A 23,732-nucleotide genomic window follows, 5' to 3' on the forward strand; every position below is an offset into this window, starting at 1 on the left:
GGTTTTATGGAGATTCTGATTATTTCGGGCCTTTCCGGTGCGGGAAAAAGCCGAGCCGCCTCTTTTTTAGAGGATATGGGCTTTTATATTGTGGACAATATGCCCGCCGCCATGATTTTGAAATTTGCAGAGTTCTGCGCCGGGGGCAGTCGCCGCTATGACAGGGTGGCGCTGGTATACGATGTCCGCACGGCCAATAGCCCAACGGAGCTGTTTGCCGTTCTGGATTCGCTCAAGCACAGCAGCAGTGTGTGCAGCCTGCTGTTTTTGGAGGCATCCCCGGAAACGATCATCAAGCGCTATAAGGAGACCCGTCGGCGCCATCCACTGATGAAGCAGACCGCTTCCTTGGAGGCGGCTGTTCTGGCGGAATGTGAGCTGATGAAGCCGCTGCGCCAGCGTGCGGATTATATCATAGATACCACGCATCTTTCCACAGCGCAGCTCCGGGGGGAGCTGCTGCGGAATTTCGGAAACGGCACATCGGAAAAGGGCGGAATGAACATCAGCATCATTTCCTTTGGATTTAAATACGGTCTGCCTATGGAGGCCGATCTGGTATTTGATGTCCGCTGTATGCCAAATCCCTATTACATCCCGGAGCTGAGAGAAAAAACCGGTTTGGACCGTGAGGTCGCGGACTATATATTTTCCTTCCAGCAAACGAAGGAGTACATGGAAAAGCTGCAGGAGCTGCTGGTGTTTTCCTTACCGCTCTACGCGGAGGAGGGGAAGACCGAGCTTGTGATTGCGGTCGGCTGCACAGGCGGTCATCACCGCTCTGTTGCAATGACTCATGCGTTGGCTGAAAATATTCAGAAATTGGGCTATCGTGTCCGGGAAAACCACCGGGATATGAACCGATAAGACTGAAGGAGCTGCTATGTCCTTTTCCTATGAGACAAAAAACGAGCTTTGCCGCCTGCCGGTACAAAAATTGTGCTGCGCCCGTGCGGAAGCTTATGGCATTTTGCTGTACTGCAACACGTTCAGCGCAACAGAGGTGCGAGTTATTACGGAGAATCCCAATTTTGCCGAGCGGCTGCCGAAGCTGTTCCGGCGGGCATTCGGGTTGAGCTTTGACCGCCAGCCGGACAAGGAGCAGACAGAGGGGAAGCGAATCTTTCAAATCACAGACCCGCGAAAGCTGAACCATATCATCAATGTATTGGGATACGATCCGCAGCAGAATTTGGTATTGCATATCAATTTTGCGTTTATGGAGGAGGCGTGCGATCAGGCGGCATTTTTACGAGGAGCATTTTTTGCCGGCGGCAGCATCACAGACCCGCAGAAGCGCTATCATCTGGAGTTGACAACCTCACATTTGCAGGTGAGCCGGGAAATCGAATCTCTTTTGGTGGAATGCGGTTATCCGCCGAAAAGTCTGAGCCGAAATGGCAGTTCAATTACATATTTTAAGCAGAGCGACCAAATTGAAGATTTTTTAACGATGATTGGTGCGCCTGTGGCGGCGATGAATATTATGTCTGCAAAGCTGGAAAAGGATCTACGCAACAGCGTGAATCGGCGGCTCAACTGTGACAGCGCCAATCTGGATAAGGCGGTGGAGGCAGCGCAGGAGCAATTAGAGGCAATCCGGCGGCTGCAAGCGTGCGACCTGTTGGAACAATTACCGGACAAGCTGCAGGAGACAGCGGCCTTGCGCCTTGAATATCCCGAACTGAGCCTTTCGGAGCTGGCGGAGGAATTTGACCCGCCCATCAGCAAATCGTGCTTAAATCACCGTCTGCGTAAATTGATGGAGCTGGCACGAAAGCTGTCGGATTAGCTTGAGAGTTTGAGAAAAAGAGAGGGAACCTATATGAATCGTTGTGAATTGGCGTATCAGTATCACAAAAAGGGCTATAATTGCGCACAGTCCGTCTTGATGTCATTTCAAGATGTTGCGGGTTTATCTGAGAAGCAATGTCTGGCGATTGCAAGCGGGTTTGGAGCCGGTGCCGGGACGGGTGAGCTTTGCGGCGCACTGACCGGTGCAATCATGGTGCTTGACCTGCTGACACAGACCGATACGGAAAATGCGGTGGAGGCCAAGAAGCGCGCTATGGCGCAGGCAAAGGAGCTGCAAAAGCGATTTTCGGGGCGTTTTGATGCGCTGCGGTGTGCGGAGCTGCTGAAAAAGAAATTTATTCCGGATGATACAACACCGTCTGCAAAGGTACTTCAGTTGACTGGGCATTGCGACATTATGATTGTTACGGCTGTGGAAATCGTGGAGGAAATGCTACAGGAATTGAAGGGCGGAGCATTGCCGGATCATATTCAGAGCTGAAGCGGCTAAAATTTATTTTAAGAAACCACAGAGGGAGGCCGCAGATAAGCTATTCAATAATTGAACAAAATAAAAATTTTGTTCAATTTAAAAGAGGAGAAACACACCTCTGGCTTATCTGCCAATAAATATGTCAGACTATCGCGCAGACGCACCACAGATTTTACGGGATTTTCTTTCTTATCATGAGAACATCAAGGCACACTCACAGCGCACCGTTGATGAATATTATCTGGACCTTCGCAATTTTTTTCGCTATATGAAGCAGCTTCGCAATCCGTCGCTTGCGGGAAAACCATTGGATGAAATTGATATTTTGGATATTGATTTGGCCTTTGTCGGCAGTATCACTCTGACGGATATTTACAGCTATATGACGTACCTCAGCCGAGATCGCATTCGGTTTCAGAACAGTCAGAAATCTGATTATGGCCTGAATGCGGCATCCAGAGCCCGTAAAATTGCCACAATTCGGTCATTTTATGTGTATTTGACCAATAAAACACACCAGCTTCGTGAAAATCCAGTCAAGGACATGGATTCTCCGAAGCTGAAAAAGGAACTCCCGCGGTATCTGACCTTAGACCAAAGTATTGATTTGCTCAAGGCTGTTGATGGCAAAAATCAGGAGCGGGATTATGCGATTTTAACGCTGTTTCTGAATTGCGGCCTGCGTATTTCCGAATTGGTCGGATTGAATATACAGGATATCCAAGGCGAGACGCTGCGCGTTTTGGGTAAGGGCAATAAGGTGCGTATTCTATATTTGAATGAAGCCTGTCAGGACGCATTGAATCGCTATCTGGCGGTACGGAGGCCCATTAGCGGTCGAGATGCCAATGCCCTGTTTCTCTCTACCAGAAACGAGCGCATCAGCCGCTCTAATGTGCACGCGATGGTGAAAAAGCGGCTGCTGGAAGCAGGATTGGACGCTTCGCAGTATTCCTCGCATAAGCTGCGTCACACGGCCGCCACATTGATGCTGCAAAACGGCGTAGATGTCCGTGCGGTTCAGGAGGTTTTGGGACACGATCACTTGAACACTACGGAGATATATACGCACATTGACAATGAGGCTCTGCGTGTTGCCGCAAAGGCAAACCCCTTGTCACATATTCAGGAGCTTGATAAAAAGCGGCAAAAGGAACAATGAGATAAAAGCCAAACGCCCCATGATAAATGGGGCGTTTGGCTTTTATTGATTCTTTTTATAAATCGCCCAGAGACCCTTCATCAGCAAGGTTTTATCATAAACGATCGGGTTATGACAGAACTTCACGATAAACGGCGCACTGCCGCCTGTGGCCACGATGCTGACCTCTTTTCCATGAAATTCCTCACGGATACGGTCAATGATTCCATCCAGCATGGAGGCGGTTCCATAAACGATGCCTGAACGCATACAATCCTCTGTTGACTTCCCTATCAGCGATTTGGGTGCCTGCAGAGAGATGGCGGGAAGCTGGGCAGCACGGCGGCTCAGTGCCTCCAAGGAGACGTTGACCCCCGGCAGCAGCATTCCTCCCTCATAGGTTCGTCCTTCTGAAATTACACCGATGGTGGTAGCCGTTCCCATGTCAATGGTGATGATCGGCGCTTGAAAGCTCTCCAATGCGGCAACGGCGTCCGCAACAATATCAGCGCCCACTTGACTTTGCACTGCAAGCCGGATATTTAACCCGGTTTTAACGCCGGGGCCGATGACCATAGGCGGCTTTCCAAGCAGCCGAGTCAGAGCCTTGGCAGTCATAAAATTCAGCGGCGGGACAACGCTGCACAAAATGGAATCGGTAACGTCCTCATAACGGAAACGGTATAATTGAAATAGATTCATCAAATCCACGCAGATCTGATCTGCCGTTTTGCGCGGGTCCGTATCCAGTGACGATAGAAATTGCAAGATACCCTTTGAATCAAAAAGACCGATTGAAATGGTCGAATTGCCAATATCGACTGCCAGCAGCATAGGATGTCCTCCCTGTTCAAAAATATTTTTACATTTTTATCTTATCACGCATTTTTTCCTCTTGCAAGTGTCGCTCATATCACTTATAATGAAAATCGAACAAATATTCTATTCAGGAGGAACACCTATGTATTTGACGGAATATTCCTCTCCCCTCGGCAGCATTTTTCTGGCGTCTGATGGAACTGCTTTAGTAGGGCTTTGGATGGAGGGGCAAAAATATTTTGCCGCCACATTAGGCGCTGATGTAACTAAAAATGCGGAGTTGCCGGTGTTTCGCCAGATCATGGATTGGTTAGACGCATATTTTGAAAAACGTCCCCTCCCTGCCCTGCCTCCGTTGGCTCCCAAGGGGAGCGATTTCCGGCAGGCAGTCTGGAAGCTGCTGCTGCAAATTCCTTATGGTGAGGTGACTACCTATGGGGAACTGGCGCACGCCTTACAGGCACAGGGTGTTTCTGCCGCGGCACAGGCTGTTGGCGGAGCGGTAGGCCACAATCCAATCTCCATTATCATCCCCTGCCACCGTGTTGTGGGGGCGGATGGGAGCCTTACCGGCTATGCCGGCGGCGTGGATAAAAAGCGCTTTTTATTGACGCTGGAGGGCGTAGATATGCAAAAATTGTATACGCCGAAGAAAGGGACTGCCCTGTAATTTATGGTATTCGATCCCTTATAAAAAACACACCACCTGTTATCAGGCGGTGTGTTTTTCTTATACATTGGCGCAGAGCGGTTTTTGAAGCTGCCTTTCTGCCGCAGTATCCTCCTTAGCGGCCTTCGGGGATCCGCCTGTAAATTTTGGCAGCCGTTCCCGGGCCACTGCCAGCATCAGCTTGATACGGTTTTCCTGATTAACGCGCGTGGCGCTGGGGTCATAATCAATGGGCGTGATGTTGGCCTCCGGGTACAGCTCCCGAATCTTATTCACCATACCCTTTCCGCAGATATGATTTGGCAGACAGCCGAATGGCTGTGCACAGACAATATTCTCATATCCGGACTGTACAAGCTCCAGCATTTCTGCTGTCAGCAGCCAGCCCTCGCCCATTTTACAGCCCATGCCAATAGTGTGGGACTGCTCCGGCAGACGAATTAACTCCTTGAATGGCAGCGGCGCATGGTAGCCATAGTCCTTCAGCGTTTTGATAATGACCTTTTCCATTCCGGCAATCACCGATAGAGCCGCTTCTGCGGCAGTCTTCTCTATTATCGATCCGCCGTAAAGCCGGACAGTCTCCGCCATATTATAGGCACAATACTGCACAAAGCCCATCAGTCCCGGCAAATTTACCTCGCAGCCCTGAGCGGCCAGAAACTTTTCAAGGTCATTGTTTCCAAGCGGCGAGTATTTGACATAAATCTCCCCTACCACACCGACCTTCACTTTTGGAATCCGCTTGACGGGAATTGCCGCAAACTCAGACGCAATTTTCGGCATGGTGCTCCGCATTTCCCGGCCGGAGTAGCCGCTGCCATGGCGGACACGGTCGCAAAGAATGTCCAGCCATTTGTTTTGCAGCCGTTCGGCTGCACCCTTTTCCAGCTCATACGGTTCTGTCTGCGCGCGGAGCGTCATCAGCAGATCGCCATAGTAAATGGCGGACAATGCCTGCCGCATGAATTTCACATCCATCGGCATACTGCTGTCCTTTTCCAACCCGGAAAAATTCAGGCTGAGAACGGGAATATTTCCATAACCGGCTTTTTCCAGCGCCTTTCGTAGCAGAAAGATGTAATTAGAGGCCCGGCAGCCGCCGCCGGTCTGAGTGATGATGAGGGCGGTGTGGTCCAGATCATACTTGCCAGAATCCAGTGCGTCCAAAAACTGGCCGATGACCAGTAGCGCCGGATAGCAGGTATCGTTATGGACGTATTTCAGTCCAAGCTCCGCGACCCGTTCACCGCAGTTTCCCAAAAGCTCTACCTGATAGCCGTGGTTTTCCATGCTGGCCGCCAGAATGCGGAACTGTACCGGTGCCATATTGGGAATCAGAATTTTATGTGTTTTTTTCATTTCCGGCGTAAACCGGGGATATTTCTGCTCCATGTCAGGTCTCCTTATGCTCATCCAGTGCCGCGAACAGGCTCCGCAGGCGAATCCGCACTGCGCCGAGGTTTGTGATTTCATCAATTTTCAGTTGGGTATACAGCTTGCCACCCTGCCGCAGAATCTCCCGCGTCTCATCCGTTGTAATGGCGTCCACGCCGCAGCCGAAGCTGACGAGCTGTACCAAGTCCATATCCGGCTGGGAGCAGCAGTACTTCGCCGCCGCGTACAGCCGGGCGTGGTAGGTCCATTGGTTGAGCACTGTAGTCTGAAACGGCTTTTCCAACTGCGAGATGGAATCCTCCGTGATGACCGCCGCGCCGAATTGTGTGATAAGCGTGTCAATGCCGTGGTTTACCTCCGGGTCCACGTGGTAGGGCCGGCCTGCCAGAACGATGATTCGCCGGCCCTCTTTCCGGGCGGCGGCAATGATTTCCGCACCCTTCTGCCGAATTTGCTCCATATGGTGAGCGTATTCCGCGTAGGCAGCCTTTACCGCCGTTTTGATCTCGCCGTGAGGGATGGGACCGAACTCCCGCTCTAAAATAGCGGTGATTTTCTTTTCAAAGTCTCTCGGACGGTGAATGCCCACATAGTCATAAATGAACCGTGTATTCTTCAGGCAATCGCAGTTACCGGCCAGTACCTCAGGGTAATAGGCGACCACCGGGCAGTTGTAATGATTTTGCCCCAGCTCCTCATCAATATTGTAGGTCATGCAGGGATAGAAAATGGCATCTACTCCCAGTTTGGACAAAAATTCGATATGCCCGTGGGCCAGTTTGGCCGGAAAACAGGCCGTGTCGCTGGGAATACTGCCCTGCCCCTCCAGATACAGCTTCCGGGAAGACATGGGGCTGTGTACCACCTGAAAGCCCAGCTTGGTGAAAAGCGTGTACCAGAACGGATACAGCTCCCAGAAATTCAGGCATAGCGGCAGACCAATACGTCCCCGCCGGTTTTCACCGGGCTTATAACCCAAAATCAGATTCCGCTTATACTCGTAAAGATTCCATTCGCCCTGCTCTTTTTTTCCGGTGATGGGGCGCTCACAGCGGTTGCCGCTGATAAGGCGGCCGCCATCGGAGAAGGTATTGATGGTCAACTGGCAGTTGTTGCCGCATTGGCCGCAGGCGCGGCTTTCAGTCTCGCGGTGAAAGCTCTGAAGCTCTTCCGGCGTCAATAATGTACTGCACTTTCCCTTTACGGATTTTTGGGCACCATAGAGTGCGGCACCGTAGGCACCCATCAATCCGGCGATGTTCGGGCGGATGACCTCCAGCCCCATTTCCTTTTCAAAGGCCCGGAGTACGGCTTCATTGTAGAAGGTTCCGCCCTGCACTACAACATGGCGGCCAAGCTCTTCGGGAGAAGATGCCCGAATGACCTTATAAATGGCATTTTTTACAACGGAAATCGACAATCCCGCCGAAATATTTTCAACGGAGGCGCCATCCTTCTGTGCCTGCTTCACACTGGAGTTCATGAATACCGTACACCGGCTGCCAAGGTCAACGGGCCGGTCGGCAAACAGCCCCAGCTTTGTAAATTCCTTTACGTCATAGCCCAATGCCTGTGCAAAGGTCTGTAAAAAGCTGCCGCAGCCGGAGGAACAGGCTTCATTCAGAAAAATATCGCTGATAGCGCCATTTTCAATTTTGAAGCACTTCATGTCCTGTCCGCCGATGTCGATGATGAAATCCACCTCCGGCAGAAAATGCTTGGCAGCCGTGAAATGCGCGACCGTCTCTACAACACCGAAATCGGCGTGGAATGCGGCCTTTGCCAAGTCCTCGCCGTATCCGGTAGTGGTGACAGAGGCAACATTCAGGTGCGGATGCTGCTCGTAGAGCCGCAGTAAAACCGCTTGCAGTAGTGAAATGGGATCGCCCTGATTGGGTTGGTAATCCGTGAACAGGAGATTGGCGGCTTCGTCAATAACAACAACCTTCACTGTTGTAGAGCCGGAATCGATACCGATGTGTACAGGCCGGTCATACTCTGCAGGAAATGTGGCCTGCGGTACTGCCGCCTTGGCATGGCGGGCCTGAAATTCGTCATACTCCGCTTTGCTTTTAAAAAGCGGCGGCTGGGAGCGATAGGTCTCGGATACGCCTTTTTTCTCCAGCAGTTCGGCTGTTTTCAGCAGGTCAATGCTCTGCTCTGCGTAAAACGCCGCGCCCATGGCAACGAACAGCAGACTGTTTTCCGGGCAGGTACCTGTGATGTTCAGCGTCTCATCAAAACTCTGACGCAGACATTTTGAAAAGGTCAGCGGACCGCCCAGATACAGGACATTTCCCTGAATAGGACGTCCCTGAGCAAGTCCCGCAATCGTCTGGTTGACAACAGCCTGATAGATGCTCTTTGCAATATCGGCAGGCTTTGCCCCTTGATTGATAAGCGGCTGAATATCGCTTTTTGCAAATACACCGCAGCGGGACGCGATAGTATAGGTCTTTTCGGCTGTCTGCGCGGCGGCGTCCATTTCATCGGCACCCATTTTCAGGAGGGTCGCCATCTGGTCAATAAATGCGCCGGTGCCGCCGGCACAGGAGCCGTTCATACGGACCTCCAGACCATGTGTCAGGAAAAGAATCTTAGCGTCTTCGCCGCCTAATTCAATGATGACGTCCGTCCCCGGTGCCAAGCGGTTTGCGGCCACACGGGTAGCAAATACCTCCTGCACAAAAGGAACCTTCACGCTGTCCGCCATGCCCATTCCGGCAGAGCCGGAAACGGCAAATATGGCCTTCGGGCCAAAGCGCTCCGCAACACGCCGCAGCAGCTCCGCTGATTTTTCTACAATATGGCTATAATGCCGTTCATATGTACTGTATAGCAAGTTGTTTTGGTCATCCAATACCACGCACTTAATGGTAGTGGAGCCAACATCCAGCCCCAAACGCAAAAAGAGACCCCCTCAGAACCGGGGCACCCTGCCCCAGAGTAAATTTTCAATAATACTATGTTACGTTTTTTCGGCAGAATCCGCAATGTAAAAAATATTGAATTTTTGTGAATTTTCCGTTAAGAAATCGGTTTTATGGGGGTTTTCACTGATAAAAAACTATGCTATACTGTGAAAAAAAGAACCTGTACAAAGGAGAAAAAAGCATGAAAACCATCTTAATGCACACCTGCTGTGCACCTTGCTCTTTGAGCTGTATTGATCCCCTCCGCGCTGAGGGAATTGAGCCTGTCGCGTTCTGGTATAATCCCAATATTCACCCGTGGAAGGAGTACGAGGCCCGGCGGGACTGCCTGCTCACGTATGCGCCCACCATCGGAATGCGTGTCATTGTAGATGAGGAATACGGTCTGCGGACGTTTGTAGAGCACGTGGCCGATGACATCGACCATCGCTGCACATACTGCTATCGGCATCGCCTTGAGAAAACTGCGCGATTTGCCGCAGAGCATGGCTATGAGGCTTTTACCTCTACCCTGCTGGCCAGTCTCTATCAGGACCATGATGGTATTAAGGCTGCGGCAGAGGCGTTTGCAAAGCAATATGGCGTGGAATTTCTCTATCGGGATTTCCGCCCGAATTTCCGGGTTGGCAATCAGCGGGCCCGGGAGCTTGGCTTCTATATGCAGAAGTATTGCGGCTGCGTTTTTTCCGAGCAGGACCGCTATCAAAAGCAGATCAATCGGGACAAACAGAAATTTACGGAACAGCAGGTGTAAGAATTTATATTTCGCAGTCTGCTCAAACAAATCGGTTTTGATGGAGAGCTATATGGCAGATCAAATAAAAGAAGCGTATCAATCGTCGAAAAATATATATGATAACGTTCTTACACAGAGAAATTTTTTTAGCAGATTATATGCAAAGGTATTTTGGAGCGGAACGGATGATAATGAAATCGCACATAAAGTTCTTTCATACATACCGGATGATTTTGATGGAACAATTTTAGATGTGCCCGTTGGAACAGCCGTGTTCACGGAGCAAAAATGAGCCTCCCTCAAAAACGCTCATATTACCTGCCTTGATTACAGCACCGATATGCTTGAGCAAGCTGAAAAAAGGTTGAACGGCTGTGGGCATATCAGGTGTGTTCAGGGGGATGTTGGAGATCTGCAAATGGATGATGCAGCCTTTGATGTCATTGTCAGCATGAACGGTTTTCACGCATTTCCCAATAAGGAAGCAGCATTCCGTGAAACATGGCGTGTTTTGAAGCCCGAAGGGAAATTCATCGCTTGCTTTTATATAAAAGGCAAATCCAGGATTACCGATTGGCTTGTAGGAAATATTTTTTCAAAGAAGGGCTGGTTTACGCCTCCTTTTCAAACAGAAGAACAACTGCGGAATATTTTGAACCGCCTATATAAAGCAATCGATTTTCATGTTGATGGGTCAATCGCGTATTTCTGCTGTACGAAATAATTGCTGCAAACAAGTATAAATTGGGGGTTATCACTCCCCTGTCTTTCGAAGAAACACATCTCAAAAGCAGCGGCGGTATGAGACTTCATACCGCCGCTGCTTTCCATATTTACTTCAGTCTTCAGTTTTTCAGGCTGTGGAGCGGAGCCGGGATACGTCCGCCGCGATTGACAAATTCAGTGCTGGACTCCTTGTGCACCGGCATGACCGGCGCGCTGCCCAGCAGGCCGCCCATTTCCACGGTATCCCCCACTTTCTTGCCGGGCGTCGGCAGCAGACGGACAGCGGTGGTCTTATTATTCACCATGCCGATGGCCGCTTCGTCAGCGATGATGGCGGAGATGGTTTCGGCAGGCGTATCGCCGGGAACAGCAATCATATCAAGGCCCACAGAGCAGACACAGGTCATGGCCTCCAGCTTGTCCACACAGAGCGTCCCCGCATTGGCAGCGGCGATCATGCCCTCGTCTTCGCTGACGGGGATAAACGCGCCGGAAAGACCGCCAACGGAGGAAGACGCCATAACACCGCCCTTTTTCACAGCGTCATTCAGCAGTGCCAGCGCCGCCGTGGTGCCGTGGGTGCCGCAGACCTCCAATCCCATTTCCTCTAAGATCCGGGCAACGGAATCTCCAACAGCCGGAGTAGGCGCCAAGCTCAAATCAACAATTCCAAACGGCGTATCCAGCCGCCGGCTGGCCTCCTTGGCAACGAGCTGGCCCATACGGGTGACCTGAAATGCGGTTTTCTTGACGGTTTCCGCCACCACATCCAGCGGCTCTCCCTTGACGGACTGCAAGGCGTGGTATACAACACCGGGGCCGGAAACGCCCACGTTGATAACCTTTTCCGCTTCGCCTACACCGTGAAAAGCACCGGCCATAAAGGGATTGTCCTCCACAGCATTGCAGAATACCACCAGCTTGGCGCAGCCTAATCCGTCCCGGTCAGCCGTTCGTGCGGCGGTCTCTTTGATGATCTGGCCCATGAGCTTCACCGCGTCCATATTGATACCGGCCCGAGTGGAACCGACATTGATACTGGAACAGACCAACTCCGTGCGGTCCAAAGCCTCGGGAATAGAACGAAGCAGCTTTTCATCCGCCAGTGTCATCCCCTTCTGCACCAGAGCCGAATAGCCGCCGATGAAGTTGACGCCACAGGTCTTGGCCGCACGGTCCAGCGCCAGTGCAAACGGAACATAGTCCTCTGCCTCGCTGGCCCCGGCAACCAATGCAATCGGTGTTACGGAGATACGCTTATTGACGATGGGAATCCCAAATTCCCGCTGAATGTCCTCACCCGTTTTTACGAGCTTTTCCGCGTACCGGGTGATTTTTTCATAAATCTTATCACAGGCCCTTTTGGCGTCGGGATCGCAGCAGCTCAAAAGTGAAATGCCCATGGTGATCGTGCGGATATCCAAATGCTGCTGGTCGATCATGGCAATGGTGGAGAGAATTTCCTTTTGATTGAGCATGATCTTCCCTCCTTAAATTCTGTGCATGGCGTCAAAAATTTCTTCCCGCTGAATCCGGATAGACAGCTCCATATCATCGCCAAGAGCCTTCAATGCCTCAGACAGCTTATCAAAGCTGACGTTCGCTGCACCGGCGTCCACTGCCATGACCATTGTAAATTTATTGTTGAGAATCGTCTGGGAAATGTCCAATACATTGACATTCAGCTCCGCCAGTTTGATACACACGGTGGCAATGATTCCCACCTTATCCTTACCGATTACCGTTACGATCGCGTTCATACGTTCCTCCGTTCCGCCGCTTAGCGGCATATATTGTAACTTAAAGAGACACGGGGAGGCTATGTGTTCTCCCCGTGTTCTTTTGATTTTATCAGATATCATCGAAAAATTTCGCGTGAATCGCCCGCACGGCCAAATCAATGTCATCCTCATCCAGAAGAACGGAAACGCGAATTTCAGAGGTGTTGATCATCTGAATGTTGATTCCGGCCTCATACAGCGCCTCGAACATACGGGCCGCCATGCCGCAGTTGGTCATAAGACCCGCGCCGACGATGGAAACCTTTCCGATATGGCTGTCGGTTTCGATATGGTCAAAGCGCAGAGCCTCCTTGTTTTCATTCAGGATGCTTTCGGCCTCTTCAAGGTCCTTTTTATGAACGGTAAAGGAAATATCCTTGGTATCCTCGCGGCCGATGGACTGAAGAATGATGTCCACATTGATATTGTGCTTGCTCAGCAGATCAAACACCTGAAACGCAACGCCCGGATTATGCTGCAAACCGATCAGAGCGACCCGGGCAATACTTGTATCCTTTGCCACACCGGCAATAGTGGTTTTTTCCACTTTTGTGACCTCCTTCACTTTTGTTCCGGGTTTCCTTTCCAGACTGGAAAGAACCTCCAAATCTACCCGGAACTTTTTTGCAAGCTCCACGCTGCGGTTGTGGAGCACGCCTGCGCCCTGTGATGCCAGCTCCAGCATCTCGTCATAGGTGATCTCATCCAGCTTTCTCGCGTTGGGGACGATGCGCGGGTCGGTGGTATAAACGCCGTCCACATCCGTGTAAATTTGGCACAAATCGGCCCGAAAGGCCGCTGCCAGTGCCACGGCGCTGGTATCGCTGCCGCCGCGTCCCAGCGTTGTCACATCGCCAAGGCGGTCAACGCCCTGAAAGCCCGTCACCAGTACGATTCGATGTTGGTCAAGCTCCGATTTGATTCGCTCCGTGTCGATTTTCTTGATTCTGGCATCGGAATGGACCTTCGTGGTTTGAATCCCGACCTGCCACGCGGTCAAGGATACACACGGCAATCCCATTGCTTCAAGCGCCATGGCGCACAGGGCAACGGATATCTGCTCCCCGGTGGAAAGCAGCATATCCATTTCCCGCTTGGATGGATGGAGATTGACCTCCTTCGCCTTGGCAATCAGGTCATCTGTTGTGTCGCCCTGAGCAGACAGGACAACAATCACATCATTGCCCTGCAAATAGGTTTCTGCAATAATACCGGCAACATTGCGGATACGCTCCGCGTCCCGCACACTGCTGCCGCCGAATTTTTGTACGATCAAACTCATGGTTGTTCCCTCTCAGCTTCAGATTGCCCCGAAGGGCAGGGTCCACCCCATCATACGCCAAATCAGGCAAATTGGGGAATCAGTCCAGCACCCGCAGACAGGCCGGTGCAGACAGCTTTGCTTTCAGCGCCTGTGCCTCATGGCCTGTTATGTAATCTGTGATGAAAGCGGTACCGGCACTGCTCTCCAACACCTGAGCACCGTGAGGAAGCTCCTGCTGAGAAAGGGTCATATCTGTGCGGAAATACCAGCGGTCCTTCAACTCCAAAGGAGAGACAAAGCCCGATTCATCGGGACTCCAGCCAATCTCCGGGCGATGCCGCTGCTCCTGAATGCATTCCATAACATCGGCTACACAGGCAGAAGCCGTCGGCAGTTCACCGGCGCCCTTGCCGCAGAACATGACATCGCCGGTGGCGTTGCCGCGCACAACAACTGCGTTGAAAACGTCATTGACATCGGACACGGGATTTTCCTGAGAAATGAGGTGAGGCGCCACATAAGCGGTCCGATGGCCACCCTCCAGCCGCAGGCAGCGGCCCAGCAGCTTAATTTGATAACCGTGGCGCTGCGCAATTTCCACATCCTTCAGATCCAGCTTGGTGATGCCCTCCATCGGGACCTGATTGGGACTTACCTGATGACCGAAGGCAAGGTCGGCCAGAATGCAGATCTTCCGTCCGGCATCAACGCCCTCAACATCGGCGGTGGGGTCTGCTTCGGCATAGCCCTTTTCCTGAGCCAGCTTCAAAACCTCGGAAAACGGCGCGCCCTCCTTGACCATCTTGGTAAGGATAAAGTTTGTGGTGCCATTCAAAATGCCGTAAATCTCATCAATGCGGTTTGCGGCCATGCACTGCGTCAGCGGGTGCAGAATGGGAATGCCGCCGCCAACACTGGCCTCGAACAAATAGTTGACATGATTTTGCCGTGCCAGTTCCAGCAGCTCACAGCCATGCTCGGCTACCAGCTGCTTGTTGGCGGTAACAACGTGCTTCCCGGCCATAAGGCACCGGCGGGTATAGTCATAGGCTGCGTCCACGCCGCCAATGGTCTCCACAACCACCTGAATTTCACTGTCTGACTCGATCTCACGGAAGTTATCCGTCATAAGCTCCTGATAAGGGCCGCTGCGAAAACGGCGGACCAGTGCCGTTTTAACTGCCATTGGCTGCCCCAGCTTATGCTGAATGGAGTCGGCGTTGGCTTCCACCACCTTTACAACGCCGGTACCGACTGTACCGAGTCCCAGAATTGCAATCTTGATCATAAATCGTTCTCCCCAATCGTTCTCCCCTTATCCGGCCAAAACCTCAAATTTGATCACGTTCTCAAGCCCGGAAACCTCTGCGATCAACTGCTCCAGAGATTTTTCCATATCCGAGGTCTCGGCTGAGATTGTAACAGCGGCACAGCCGTTTGTCGGGATACTCTGGTTGATAGTCAAAATATTTGCTCCGGAATCGGCAAAGATTCCCAGCACACCTGAAAGCGTACCGGAGACATCCTTCAACAGCGTATAAAAGGTGATGATGTGCTCGGATTTCATATCATTGAAGGGCTGGACCGCGTCCTTATACTTGTAAAAAGCGCTGCGGCTGATGCCAGCCATTTTGGTGGCTGCTCCCACCGTATCCGCCTCGCCCGTCTGCATCATGCACTTTGCTTCTGCCACACGAATAAAAATTTCGGGGAGCGCATCTGCCGCAACCAGATAATATTTGATTTTTCTTGCCATTTCGTCCGCCTCCTATGGCCATTTGTCTTCGACGGATTTTATTTTACCAGCTTTTTCGAGGACTTGCAACTACAATATTTGAATAATCTCTCGTTCCTTTGCTTGAAAATTTTTCCATCTGTTCTTTTGATATGGGCAGATTGCTCAAAACCGTCTTTATACAGCAAACAGGAGGGAAACTCCCTCCTGTTTGCTTGTTTATAAAAAACTATTTTATTCAGCCTCGTAAATTGCCTTCATACCCTTGTAGGTCTCATAGCAGTCCAGCTTGGAGACAACCTCAAAGGGGGCGTGCATGGCCAGCACCGGCACGCCGGCGTCCAGCGTTGTAATGTTGCGGTTTGCCATATACATCGCCACGGTGCCGCCGCCGCCGGCGTCTACCTTACCAAGCTCCGCAATCTGCCAGATCACGTTTGCCCGCTCAAAAATGCCCCGCACATATCCCACGGTCTCGGCGCTGGCGTCGCTGGCACCGGATTTGCCCCGGGCGCCGGTGTATTTGCAAAGGCCGATGCCGTAGTTCAAATAGGCGGCGTTTTTCTTCTCGTAAACATCGCCGAAATTCGGGTCATACGCCGCCGTTACATCCGCGCTGAGGCAGAAGGAATTTTCAAGGCACACGCGGAGCGCCGCCCCCTGCGCTTCGCACAGGTCCTCCATAAAGGTATCGAAGGCGGCGGACTGCATACCGGTTACACCGTCAGAGCCAATCTCCTCTTTGTCCGCCAGAACGCATACAGATGTCTTGACAGGCGTTTTATCCATGTCCAGCAGTGCCCGCAGCGCGGCGTAGCCGCAGACGCGGTCATCATGGCCGTAAGCACCGATCATGGAACGGTCAAGGCCGATTTCCGTTGCCTTCACGGCGGGAACGGCCTCCAGCTCGGCAGAGGTGAAATCATCCTCGGTGATGCCATACTTTTCATTCAAAAGCTGCATGACCGATAGCTTGACGCGGTCAGAGCCCTCGCCGGATATCGGCTTGCTCCCCAGCAGCAGATTGAGCTGCTCACCCATGATGCCCTCAGCCAGCGTTTTCTTGTTCTGCTCCTGACCGAGATGGGGCAGCAGATCGGTGATGACCAGCTTTGGATCACCGTCATCGCCGCCGATGTTGACCGTAACCGTGCGTCCATCCGTCAGGGCAACAACGCCGTGAAGCTCCATGGGAATCGTAACCCACTGGTATTTGCGGATACCGCCGTAATAGTGCGTCTTGAAATACGCAAGCTCCGTATCCTCATACAGCGGATTGGGCTTCAAGTCCAGCCGGGGAGAATCGATGTGGGCCGCTGTGATCTGTGCACCCTTGCTGATGGGCTTCGTACCTATGTGGGCCAGCAGCACACTTTTTCCACGATTGCAGACATACACCTTGTCTCCGGGCTTCAGTGCCTCGCCCCGCTTGAGGGGACGATACCCCGCCTGCTCTGCAAGATGAACAGCCTCGGCCGCACAGAGCCGCTCCGTTTTTCCGGCGTCCAGAAACGCCATATAGTCCTTACAGTATGCGTTGACCGCTGCCAGCTCCGCGGCGTCAATACGGTCAAAGCCGTTTTTGCGACTGCTCAGCAGCCGCTCCTTCAATTCCTTATTGGTATCAGACATATCGAATCCTCCTTGTTAAGCTCAATCGTCCTTTTCCTCGCGCAGCTCCTCAATCAAACGCTGGAAGAATATCTGTGCCGCACTCTGGAACGCTTCGGCGGTTTCGGCAGTATTGCTGAGCTCATAGTCGCATTTTCCGCGGTAGAACTCGTCGGATTTCTGCGCGGATATCCGCATCCTGGCATACCGCTCATCAATACCGTCCCGCGCCGTGATTCTCCGAACGCGCAGCTCCATGGGCGCTGTAATGGCAATCGTCTTGTCACAGATTGAATCTGCACCACTTTCCACCAGGTTGATGGCATCGATTGCTACCAGATCGCCGCCCTCCTGACACAAGCGCTGGACCTCGGGGACAAGAAAACGATAAATGACCTCGTTGAGTTGCTCCATCCGCTCTTTGTTTTCAAAGACCAGCTCACCCAGTTTTTTACGGTTCAGGGAACCATCAGAATTGAACACGCCGTGGAACTTGACCTCAATGGCATGGCGGAGCTCCTGATTTTCGGCCACCATCTTATGATATACGGCGTCACAATCAATGACCGTACCGCCCAAATCGCGAATTGCGTTCAGAGCGCTGGTCTTTCCGGAGCCGGTGCCGCCGGTAATGCCCAGAATGACCTTCCGTTCCTCAGCAGCGATGGTTTTGAAGCCAGCCGCCTTTTTCAAACGGTTGCTGATGGCAAGGCCAAGCCCTTGACTGTCCGGGCACTGCGCGTAAATTTGCGGCACATCCTTGCTGTCAAAGGCACGCAGGGCATCAAAAACACGCTGTGCCTGAATACGCTTGTCCTGACTGGGGCCAAGATGCTCCACAACCTGCTGGTCAAAAAGCGTCGCAAATTCGTCAAAGCAGATGACGCCATCTCCCGGCTGTGCCAGATGCTGAATCGTTCGGGCCGAGGAGGCTGCCGGGCCGGTAACAACGGTGACCGGGGCCTTGGGCGCATAGTGACGGTACTTCATGCCTGGTGCCTTCGGCTGCTCACCCTCCTTTAGTTGCTGGGTCACGGCGCGATCCACTGCGATAGGACCGGCCACATCCTCCAACGCCTCCAGCGGCAGTCCGCCGGGTCTCAGGAGGCGGGGCGGCTCACAGGTCAAGTCGATAATGGTGGATTCCACGCCCACCTGACAGGGGCCGCCATCCACCACGGCGTCGATTTTGCCCTCCATATCCTCCATGACGTCCGCCGCAGTGGTGCAGCTTGGGCGGCCGGAGGTATTGGCGCTGGGCGCCGCAATCGGGACGCCGGACTCCCGAATGATCGCCAGTGTTACCTGATGGTCCGGGCAGCGGACGCCTACGGTATCAAGCCCAGCCGTGGTAGCATCCGGAATGATTTTTTTCCGCTTTAAAATCATTGTCAGCGGTCCGGGCCAGAATTTACGCGCCAGCGTATAGGCAAGCGGAGGAACATCCTCGCAGTAGCGCGGAAGCCACTGCGGCCCCGGAATGTGGATAATCAGGGGATTATCCTGCGGACGTCCCTTGGCTTCAAAGATTTTGCGGACAGCGTCCTCGTCCAGAGCGTTTGCACCCAGACCGTAGACGGTTTCCGTCGGAATACCGATCAAGCCTCCCTGCCGCAAAATGTCGGCTGCCGCTGAGATCTGATCCTCAATGACCTTTTGCTGACCCTTGGTGTCCCGCAGGTCAAAATACCGTGTATGCATATCAATCGCCTCGAATCAATTTGTATATCTATCAAATAGTATCCTGCTGTCCGCGCTTCAGCTTCTCAGCCTGATTGGCTGTGACCAGAGCGTCGATCAGCTCGTCAAGTGCGCCATCCATGATGGAATCGATTTTATATAACGTCAGGCCAATTCGATGATCCGTGACCCGGCCCTGCGGAAAATTATATGTGCGTATCCGCTGAGAACGGTCACCGCTGCCAACCTGACTGCGGCGCTCCGCATCATAGGCACTCTCCCGCTTTTCCCGCTCCGCCTCATACAGCCGGGAGGCCAGCAGCCGCATGGCCTTTTCACGGTTCTGGAACTGGCTGCGTTCCTCCTGACATTCGGCAATCATGCCGGTGGGCTTATGAATAAGCCGCACGGCGGAGGAAGTCTTATTTACGTGCTGTCCGCCAGCTCCGCTGGCGCGGTAGACCTGCATCTCAATATCGGCCGGATTAAGCTCAACGTCCACCGGCTCCATTTCCGGGAGTACCGCCACCGTGGCGGCACTGGTCTGGAGCTTTCCGTTTGACTCCGTTACCGGTACCCGCTGGACGCGGTGCGTACCGGATTCGAATTTCAGTCTGGAATATACGTCCTCACCCTCAATCACAGCGGAGCAGTCCTTTACTCCGCCAAGCTCCGTTTCATTGATGCTGGCGATTTCCAGCTTCCAGCCACGGCTTTCGGCATACATGGTGTACATCCGCAAAAGGGAGTGCGCGAACAGCGCCGCTTCCTCCCCACCGGTCCCAGCCCGGATTTCCAAAACAACATTCCGTCCGTCATCCGGGTCTTTCGGCAGTAAAAGAATGGTAAGCTTTTCCTTCAGGCTCTCCAGCTCGGCTTTGGCCTCTAACAGTTCTTCTTGTGCCATTTCCTTCAAATCGGGATCGTGGAGCAGTTCCTCGGATTCTTTCTTGCGGCTGTCAGCCGCGATATAAGCCCGGTAGGTCTCCGCAATCGGCGACAGCTCCTTCAGCTCCCGGTTTACCTGCCGCAGCCGTTCGGAATCACTGTAAACCTTTGGGTCTCCCAACTGATTTTGCAGGTCCTCATAGCGCAGCTCCAGTGCCTTTAATTTTTCCAGCATAGTGTGCTCTCCTTTTCTCAAATTTTAAATCAGGAAAAAGAGAGCGGCTATCCGTTTGACTCCAACAGCTCCCGGAGCTGCCGCAAAAATTCCTCCTGCCAGAACGTATGGCCCACATGGCCTACTCGGAGTGATGTTGCCACCCGATGCGGCTGTGCCGTGTAAAGGTCCATCTGACGGTAAACATCCTCGCTTTTGCGGTCGCTGCTGCGGGTCAGCACGTATGCGACCCGGTTCAGCTCCTTTCCGTGCTGCTTTAAAAAGCTGCGGACAACGCTGCTGCACCGTCCGGCCCATACCGGCGTGCCGATAATGACCAGCCGGTAATTTTCCAACTTTCGTTCCGTTTCAATGGCAGCGGCCTCCGGGCAATCCTTTTTAACTGCATCCAGACCGCTGCGAAGCCAGCCGCGCAAACCGGAGCGCTCAATTCCGTCGGTCAGCTCCACCAGCTCCGCGTCCATTTCGGACGCGATGGCTTTCATTACCTTTTTGGTATTCCCGGTTCGGGAATAATAAATGCAGAGAACATCCCGCATATCTTCACTCCTTTTGCTCTCAGACTTCACCAGCCGCTTCGCTCAATTCCTCCCAGCGCTGATACAGCGCGTCCAACTCCGCCTGCGCGGCGTCCTTATCCGCTACAAGCGTGTTCAGCTTCTCATAATCGCAGGCGTTGGCCTCCATTTCAGCGTCCAAGGCCGCGATTTTTTCCTCAGCCTTGGCAATTTCCCGCTCACAGATGGTAAGCTGCTTCTTTGCCGCCTGCTGTGCACGGTCGCCGCGGGCAGGCCTTTCCGTATTTGTTTTTTCCTTTACAGGCTTTTGAGTTTCCTGTTTTTCTGCTGCCTCCTGTGCCTTTACCTGCCGGTACTGCGTAAAGCCCATGGGATAATCGGTAATGGTTCCATCTGCCACCTCCCAGATACGGGTGGCGAAGCGATTGATAAAATAGCGGTCATGGCTGACGAACAAAAGCGTTCCGTCATAGGCCTCCACCGCCTCCTCGATCCACTCCCGTGAGGCAATATCCAAGTGGTTTGTAGGCTCGTCCAAAATCAGGAAGTTGATCTCATCGTCCATGAGCATACACAGCTGCAGGCGGCTCTGCTCACCGCCGGACAAAACGGATACCGGCTTGAGAACATCCTCACCCTTAAAATCATAGGCCGCAAGCCGATTCCGGGCCGATTGCGCCGAAAGCCCCCGCTTGGCCGCCATCATATTTTCCACCAAATTCCAGTCCGGGTGGTCAAAGTGGATGATCTGCGGCAGATAGGCCAGCTTGACCTGTGGGCCAAGCCGGATACGGCCGCTGTCCGGGTAGGTTTCATCCACGATCATTTTGATGAGCGTGGATTTACCCGTGCCGTTGTCACCGATGAGGGCAATGCGTTCTCCGCCCTCTACCTTTAAGGAAATGCCCTCAAAGAGTTTCTTTGCCCCAAAGGACTTGGAAAGGTTCCGGATTCCCAAAACCTCGTCGCCGTGGAACTCAGCGGCGGTAAAGCGGGCATCCATTTTACGGGCCTTTGTGGGCTTTGCCGTTGTACGCATCCGCTCAATGCGGCGCTCCATGGAAATTGCACGGCGGTAGGTCTTGTCCATACCCTGAAACGCCCACAACCGAAGTTGCTCCGCTGATTTTTCCAACTGGGCGATCTTGGCCTGTTCCTTTTCGTATTGCTTCATCCGCTCCTGATAGCGGCGCTCCTTTTCCACGGCGTAAAAGCTGTAATTCCCAGAATAAAATTCCGCCTTGCCGTTTTCAATTTCAATAACGCGGGTCACGGATCGGTCCAAGAAATACCGGTCATGGGAGATTGCCACAACGGTGCCGTGAAACTTCTGAATGTAATTTTCCAGCCATTCCGTTGCGTGGAGGTCCAAGTGGTTCGTGGGCTCATCCAGCAACAAAATGTCCGTATCCTCCAAAATCAGACGCCCCAGATTGACGCGGGTCTTTTCACCGCCGGAAAGGCGGTCGAATAAACGTCCCCGCATATCGTCCGGGATGGAGAGGCCGTTGGCGATTTTGCTGATGGCAACGTCCGTATCATAGCCGCCAAAAACCTCAAAGCGCTCCGCCAGACTTCCGTAGCGCTTCAAAAGCGCGGGATCGTTCTTCCCTGCCGCCATCCGCTCCGCAAGGCTTTCCATTTCGGCGGCCAGCGTATGCAGCCGATCAAAGGCGGAGCGAAGCACATCTTCTACCGTATAGCCATCAGGATAGACCGGAATCTGAGAGATCAGACCGATTCTGCGGCCCGGTGCAATGGTCACCGTTCCCTCATCATACTCCAGCTCCCCGGTCAGTATCTTGAACAGCGTGGACTTTCCCGCTCCGTTTTTGCCCAATAGGCCGACACGCTGGCCCTGATCGATTTGAAAGGTGATTCCGTCTAAAATATTTTGGCCGACCTCGAAGGACTTTACCAAACCATTTACTTGTATATCGATCATATCATCTGTAATTCTTTCACGATTTCTTCAAAGTGCATGGCGTGGGAGGCCTTGATCAGCATAGTGGTATGGGGCTGAAGCTGCTCACGCAGTGTCGGCATAGCCTCCTCACGGGTGGCAAAATGCAGGACCTCCGCACCGCCCATGGCGGCACCGTCCGCTATTTTGACCGCCTTTGAGCCGATGGCCACCACAAAATCGATTCCCAGCATAGCCGCCAGAGCTCCGGCATTGAAATGCGCCTGCTCTGTCAGGTCTCCCAACTCGCCCATATCACCAAGGACCGCCACACGGCGCTCACATTCTGTTCTTGCCAGAACCTCCAGCGCCGCCGATACGGACTGCGGGTTGGCGTTGTAGCAGTCATCCAGCAGGACCCGGCCATCGGATAGACGGAGAATGTGCATCCGGGAGCCAATGGGCGCATATGCCGCAACGCCCCGGATGATTTCTTCCTTACTGAGCCCCAGCGCCTCTCCCACGGCAACAGCGATGGAGGCCGCATAAGCCATGTGCTCGCCGGGGGCGGGAATATTCAGGTGGTACACATCCTTTTCCGAGGTCACAGTGCAGGTGATGCCATTGACGCCGTGGTCTAAAATGTCGCTGATACGGACCTGACAATGCTCGCTCTGCCCGCAGCGGATGATCCTCTGCGGCAGGGTCACGGTATCCAGCAGGGCGTCATCCCCGTTGAGAATGGCGATGCCATCGTCCTTCAGGTGCTCAAAAATCTCACATTTTGCCTTTAAAATGCCCCCACGGCTGCCGAGATATTCAATATGGGCATCTCCAATATTGGAGATGACGGCAATGTCCGGGCGCACCATAGCGCCTAAATATTCAATTTCACCGAAGTGGTTCATGCCCGTTTCAATGACCGCCGCCTGATGCTCGGGAGACAGCCCGAACAGCGTCAGGGGCGTACCGATATCGTTGTTGAAGTTCTCCGGCGTTTTCAGTACGTTGAGCTTTGCGCCAAGGACAGCGGCAATCATTTCCTTTGTTGTGGTTTTTCCGACGCTGCCGGTAATTTGAACAAAGGGAATATCGAATTTGTCCCGATAAGCGGAGGCCATGTCCCGCAGCGCAAGGCGGGTATCCGCCACCTTGATGTAAAATTTATCCGGGCGGATATCCTGCGGCAGTTTGGCGCACAGACAGCCGGCAGCGCCGGCGTCCAGCGCCGCGTCAATAAAATTGTGACCGTCAAATTGCTCACCGACCCATGGCAGAAATAAGCACCCCGGCGTGATATTCCGGCTGTCTGTGGAAACGGCGGATATGGCAGGCACCTGCTCACACGGGTTCCACCATACGCCGCTGACCACGGCTGCGATTTCCGTTACTGTCATTGGCTGCATA

Annotated in this window: 21 protein-coding genes and 1 pseudogene; 8 read left to right on the top strand and 14 right to left on the bottom strand. The window is 52.9% G+C overall.

The genetic code is table 11. From position 1 onward, the window contains the following. The first annotated feature begins 6 nt into the window (after positions 1 to 6). The 4 genes from rapZ to PY311_RS04575 all read left to right on the top strand — a co-directional run bounded on the left by rapZ (position 7) and on the right by PY311_RS04575 (position 3,449). Positions 7 to 867, top strand: coding sequence for an RNase adapter RapZ (rapZ, locus tag PY311_RS04560; RefSeq protein WP_286147477.1), 861 nt, complete (start codon positions 7 to 9; stop codon positions 865 to 867). 16 nt (positions 868 to 883) lie between these two features. Next, a complete protein-coding gene (gene whiA / locus PY311_RS04565) occupies positions 884 to 1,792 on the top strand; it encodes a DNA-binding protein WhiA (protein WP_286147478.1) in 909 nt (302 codons plus the stop codon). A gap of 33 nt (positions 1,793 to 1,825) precedes the next feature. Further along, a complete protein-coding gene (locus PY311_RS04570; protein WP_286147479.1) occupies positions 1,826 to 2,296 on the top strand; it encodes a C-GCAxxG-C-C family protein in 471 nt (156 codons plus the stop codon). Between the two features lie 298 nt (positions 2,297 to 2,594). Next, the gene (locus PY311_RS04575; protein WP_491066564.1) at positions 2,595 to 3,449 is read left to right on the top strand and encodes a tyrosine-type recombinase/integrase; all 855 of its coding nucleotides are present in this window, start codon (positions 2,595 to 2,597) and stop codon (positions 3,447 to 3,449) included. A 42-nt stretch (positions 3,450 to 3,491) separates the two neighbouring features. Here the strand turns inward: PY311_RS04575 and PY311_RS04580 are convergent, their stop codons facing one another. Continuing rightward, positions 3,492 to 4,262, bottom strand: coding sequence for a type III pantothenate kinase (locus tag PY311_RS04580; RefSeq protein WP_286147481.1), 771 nt, complete (start codon positions 4,260 to 4,262; stop codon positions 3,492 to 3,494). A 127-nt stretch (positions 4,263 to 4,389) separates the two neighbouring features. On the opposite strand from PY311_RS04580, the gene PY311_RS04585 reads away from it, so the two are divergent. Then, positions 4,390 to 4,917 (top strand): methylated-DNA--[protein]-cysteine S-methyltransferase, encoded by a 528-nt coding sequence (locus tag PY311_RS04585; protein WP_286147482.1) that lies wholly within the window; start codon positions 4,390 to 4,392, stop codon positions 4,915 to 4,917. A 60-nt stretch (positions 4,918 to 4,977) separates the two neighbouring features. Here the strand turns inward: PY311_RS04585 and PY311_RS04590 are convergent, their stop codons facing one another. Together PY311_RS04590 and PY311_RS04595 are read right to left on the bottom strand one after the other, a co-directional pair. Next, positions 4,978 to 6,312: a 2-hydroxyacyl-CoA dehydratase gene (locus PY311_RS04590; protein ID WP_286147483.1), complete on the bottom strand. Its 1,335-nt coding sequence runs from the start codon at positions 6,310 to 6,312 to the stop codon at positions 4,978 to 4,980. 1 nt (position 6,313) lies between these two features. After that, entirely contained in the window at positions 6,314 to 9,223 is a 2,910-nt protein-coding gene (locus PY311_RS04595; RefSeq protein ID WP_286147484.1) for an acyl-CoA dehydratase activase, read from the bottom strand. 206 nt (positions 9,224 to 9,429) lie between these two features. On the opposite strand from PY311_RS04595, the gene PY311_RS04600 reads away from it, so the two are divergent. From PY311_RS04600 to PY311_RS04610, 3 genes and pseudogenes are all read left to right on the top strand, one after another. Then, a complete protein-coding gene (locus PY311_RS04600) occupies positions 9,430 to 10,002 on the top strand; it encodes an epoxyqueuosine reductase QueH (RefSeq protein WP_286147486.1) in 573 nt (190 codons plus the stop codon). A 52-nt stretch (positions 10,003 to 10,054) separates the two neighbouring features. Then, a complete protein-coding gene (locus tag PY311_RS04605; RefSeq protein WP_286147487.1) occupies positions 10,055 to 10,276 on the top strand; it encodes a hypothetical protein in 222 nt (73 codons plus the stop codon). 18 nt (positions 10,277 to 10,294) lie between these two features. Beyond that, positions 10,295 to 10,708, top strand: a pseudogene (locus PY311_RS04610) (class I SAM-dependent methyltransferase); the annotation flags it as partial. 121 nt (positions 10,709 to 10,829) lie between these two features. Here PY311_RS04610 and PY311_RS04615 read toward each other — a convergent pair. The 11 genes from PY311_RS04615 to PY311_RS04665 form a co-directional block, all read right to left on the bottom strand. Continuing rightward, positions 10,830 to 12,188 (bottom strand): PFL family protein, encoded by a 1,359-nt coding sequence (locus PY311_RS04615; RefSeq protein ID WP_286147488.1) that lies wholly within the window; start codon positions 12,186 to 12,188, stop codon positions 10,830 to 10,832. A 12-nt stretch (positions 12,189 to 12,200) separates the two neighbouring features. Beyond that, entirely contained in the window at positions 12,201 to 12,470 is a 270-nt protein-coding gene (locus tag PY311_RS04620) for an ACT domain-containing protein (RefSeq protein WP_286147489.1), read from the bottom strand. 91 nt (positions 12,471 to 12,561) lie between these two features. Then, the gene (locus PY311_RS04625) at positions 12,562 to 13,773 is read right to left on the bottom strand and encodes an aspartate kinase (protein ID WP_286147490.1); all 1,212 of its coding nucleotides are present in this window, start codon (positions 13,771 to 13,773) and stop codon (positions 12,562 to 12,564) included. Between the two features lie 79 nt (positions 13,774 to 13,852). Continuing rightward, positions 13,853 to 15,043: a homoserine dehydrogenase gene (locus PY311_RS04630; RefSeq protein ID WP_286147491.1), complete on the bottom strand. Its 1,191-nt coding sequence runs from the start codon at positions 15,041 to 15,043 to the stop codon at positions 13,853 to 13,855. 27 nt (positions 15,044 to 15,070) lie between these two features. Next, positions 15,071 to 15,511 (bottom strand): ACT domain-containing protein, encoded by a 441-nt coding sequence (locus PY311_RS04635; protein WP_286147492.1) that lies wholly within the window; start codon positions 15,509 to 15,511, stop codon positions 15,071 to 15,073. Between the two features lie 213 nt (positions 15,512 to 15,724). Beyond that, positions 15,725 to 17,122, bottom strand: coding sequence for an aminopeptidase (locus tag PY311_RS04640; protein WP_286147493.1), 1,398 nt, complete (start codon positions 17,120 to 17,122; stop codon positions 15,725 to 15,727). Between the two features lie 21 nt (positions 17,123 to 17,143). After that, positions 17,144 to 18,802 (bottom strand): L-threonylcarbamoyladenylate synthase, encoded by a 1,659-nt coding sequence (locus PY311_RS04645; RefSeq protein WP_286147494.1) that lies wholly within the window; start codon positions 18,800 to 18,802, stop codon positions 17,144 to 17,146. A gap of 31 nt (positions 18,803 to 18,833) precedes the next feature. Next, the gene (gene prfA, locus PY311_RS04650; RefSeq protein WP_286147495.1) at positions 18,834 to 19,904 is read right to left on the bottom strand and encodes a peptide chain release factor 1; all 1,071 of its coding nucleotides are present in this window, start codon (positions 19,902 to 19,904) and stop codon (positions 18,834 to 18,836) included. A gap of 47 nt (positions 19,905 to 19,951) precedes the next feature. Continuing rightward, on the bottom strand, positions 19,952 to 20,443 hold the full coding sequence (locus PY311_RS04655) for a flavodoxin family protein (RefSeq protein ID WP_286147496.1): 492 nt from the start codon (positions 20,441 to 20,443) through the stop codon (positions 19,952 to 19,954). Between the two features lie 19 nt (positions 20,444 to 20,462). Continuing rightward, entirely contained in the window at positions 20,463 to 22,367 is a 1,905-nt protein-coding gene (abc-f, locus tag PY311_RS04660; protein ID WP_286147497.1) for a ribosomal protection-like ABC-F family protein, read from the bottom strand. Then, positions 22,364 to 23,731 carry a UDP-N-acetylmuramoyl-tripeptide--D-alanyl-D-alanine ligase gene (locus tag PY311_RS04665; RefSeq protein ID WP_286147498.1) on the bottom strand — a complete coding sequence of 456 codons (1,368 nt, stop codon included), beginning with the start codon at positions 23,729 to 23,731 and terminating at the stop codon, positions 22,364 to 22,366. The genes abc-f and PY311_RS04665 overlap by 4 nt, the downstream gene beginning before the upstream one ends. Between the last annotated feature and the right edge of the window lies 1 nt (position 23,732).

This window comes from Neopoerus faecalis (genome assembly GCF_029218125.1).
Taxonomy (GTDB): Bacteria; Bacillota; Clostridia; order Oscillospirales; family Oscillospiraceae; genus Oscillibacter; species Oscillibacter faecalis_A.

Excerpts from the sequence above, each read along its gene's own strand:
- rapZ (WP_286147477.1), top strand. The coding sequence starts at position 7 with ATGGAGATTCTGATTATTTCGGGCCTTTCCGGTGCGGGAAAAAGCCGA.
- whiA (WP_286147478.1), top strand. The coding sequence starts at position 884 with ATGTCCTTTTCCTATGAGACAAAAAACGAGCTTTGCCGCCTGCCGGTA.
- PY311_RS04570 (WP_286147479.1), top strand. The coding sequence starts at position 1,826 with ATGAATCGTTGTGAATTGGCGTATCAGTATCACAAAAAGGGCTATAAT.
- PY311_RS04580 (WP_286147481.1), bottom strand. The coding sequence starts at position 4,262 with ATGCTGCTGGCAGTCGATATTGGCAATTCGACCATTTCAATCGGTCTT.
- PY311_RS04585 (WP_286147482.1), top strand. The coding sequence starts at position 4,390 with ATGTATTTGACGGAATATTCCTCTCCCCTCGGCAGCATTTTTCTGGCG.
- PY311_RS04590 (WP_286147483.1), bottom strand. The coding sequence starts at position 6,312 with ATGGAGCAGAAATATCCCCGGTTTACGCCGGAAATGAAAAAAACACAT.
- PY311_RS04600 (WP_286147486.1), top strand. The coding sequence starts at position 9,430 with ATGAAAACCATCTTAATGCACACCTGCTGTGCACCTTGCTCTTTGAGC.
- PY311_RS04605 (WP_286147487.1), top strand. The coding sequence starts at position 10,055 with ATGGCAGATCAAATAAAAGAAGCGTATCAATCGTCGAAAAATATATAT.
- PY311_RS04615 (WP_286147488.1), bottom strand. The coding sequence starts at position 12,188 with ATGCTCAATCAAAAGGAAATTCTCTCCACCATTGCCATGATCGACCAG.
- PY311_RS04620 (WP_286147489.1), bottom strand. The coding sequence starts at position 12,470 with ATGAACGCGATCGTAACGGTAATCGGTAAGGATAAGGTGGGAATCATT.
- PY311_RS04625 (WP_286147490.1), bottom strand. The coding sequence starts at position 13,773 with ATGAGTTTGATCGTACAAAAATTCGGCGGCAGCAGTGTGCGGGACGCG.
- PY311_RS04630 (WP_286147491.1), bottom strand. The coding sequence starts at position 15,043 with ATGATCAAGATTGCAATTCTGGGACTCGGTACAGTCGGTACCGGCGTT.
- PY311_RS04635 (WP_286147492.1), bottom strand. The coding sequence starts at position 15,511 with ATGGCAAGAAAAATCAAATATTATCTGGTTGCGGCAGATGCGCTCCCC.
- PY311_RS04640 (WP_286147493.1), bottom strand. The coding sequence starts at position 17,122 with ATGTCTGATACCAATAAGGAATTGAAGGAGCGGCTGCTGAGCAGTCGC.
- PY311_RS04645 (WP_286147494.1), bottom strand. The coding sequence starts at position 18,802 with ATGCATACACGGTATTTTGACCTGCGGGACACCAAGGGTCAGCAAAAG.
- prfA (WP_286147495.1), bottom strand. The coding sequence starts at position 19,904 with ATGCTGGAAAAATTAAAGGCACTGGAGCTGCGCTATGAGGACCTGCAA.
- PY311_RS04655 (WP_286147496.1), bottom strand. The coding sequence starts at position 20,443 with ATGCGGGATGTTCTCTGCATTTATTATTCCCGAACCGGGAATACCAAA.
- abc-f (WP_286147497.1), bottom strand. The coding sequence starts at position 22,367 with ATGATCGATATACAAGTAAATGGTTTGGTAAAGTCCTTCGAGGTCGGC.
- PY311_RS04665 (WP_286147498.1), bottom strand. The coding sequence starts at position 23,731 with ATGCAGCCAATGACAGTAACGGAAATCGCAGCCGTGGTCAGCGGCGTA.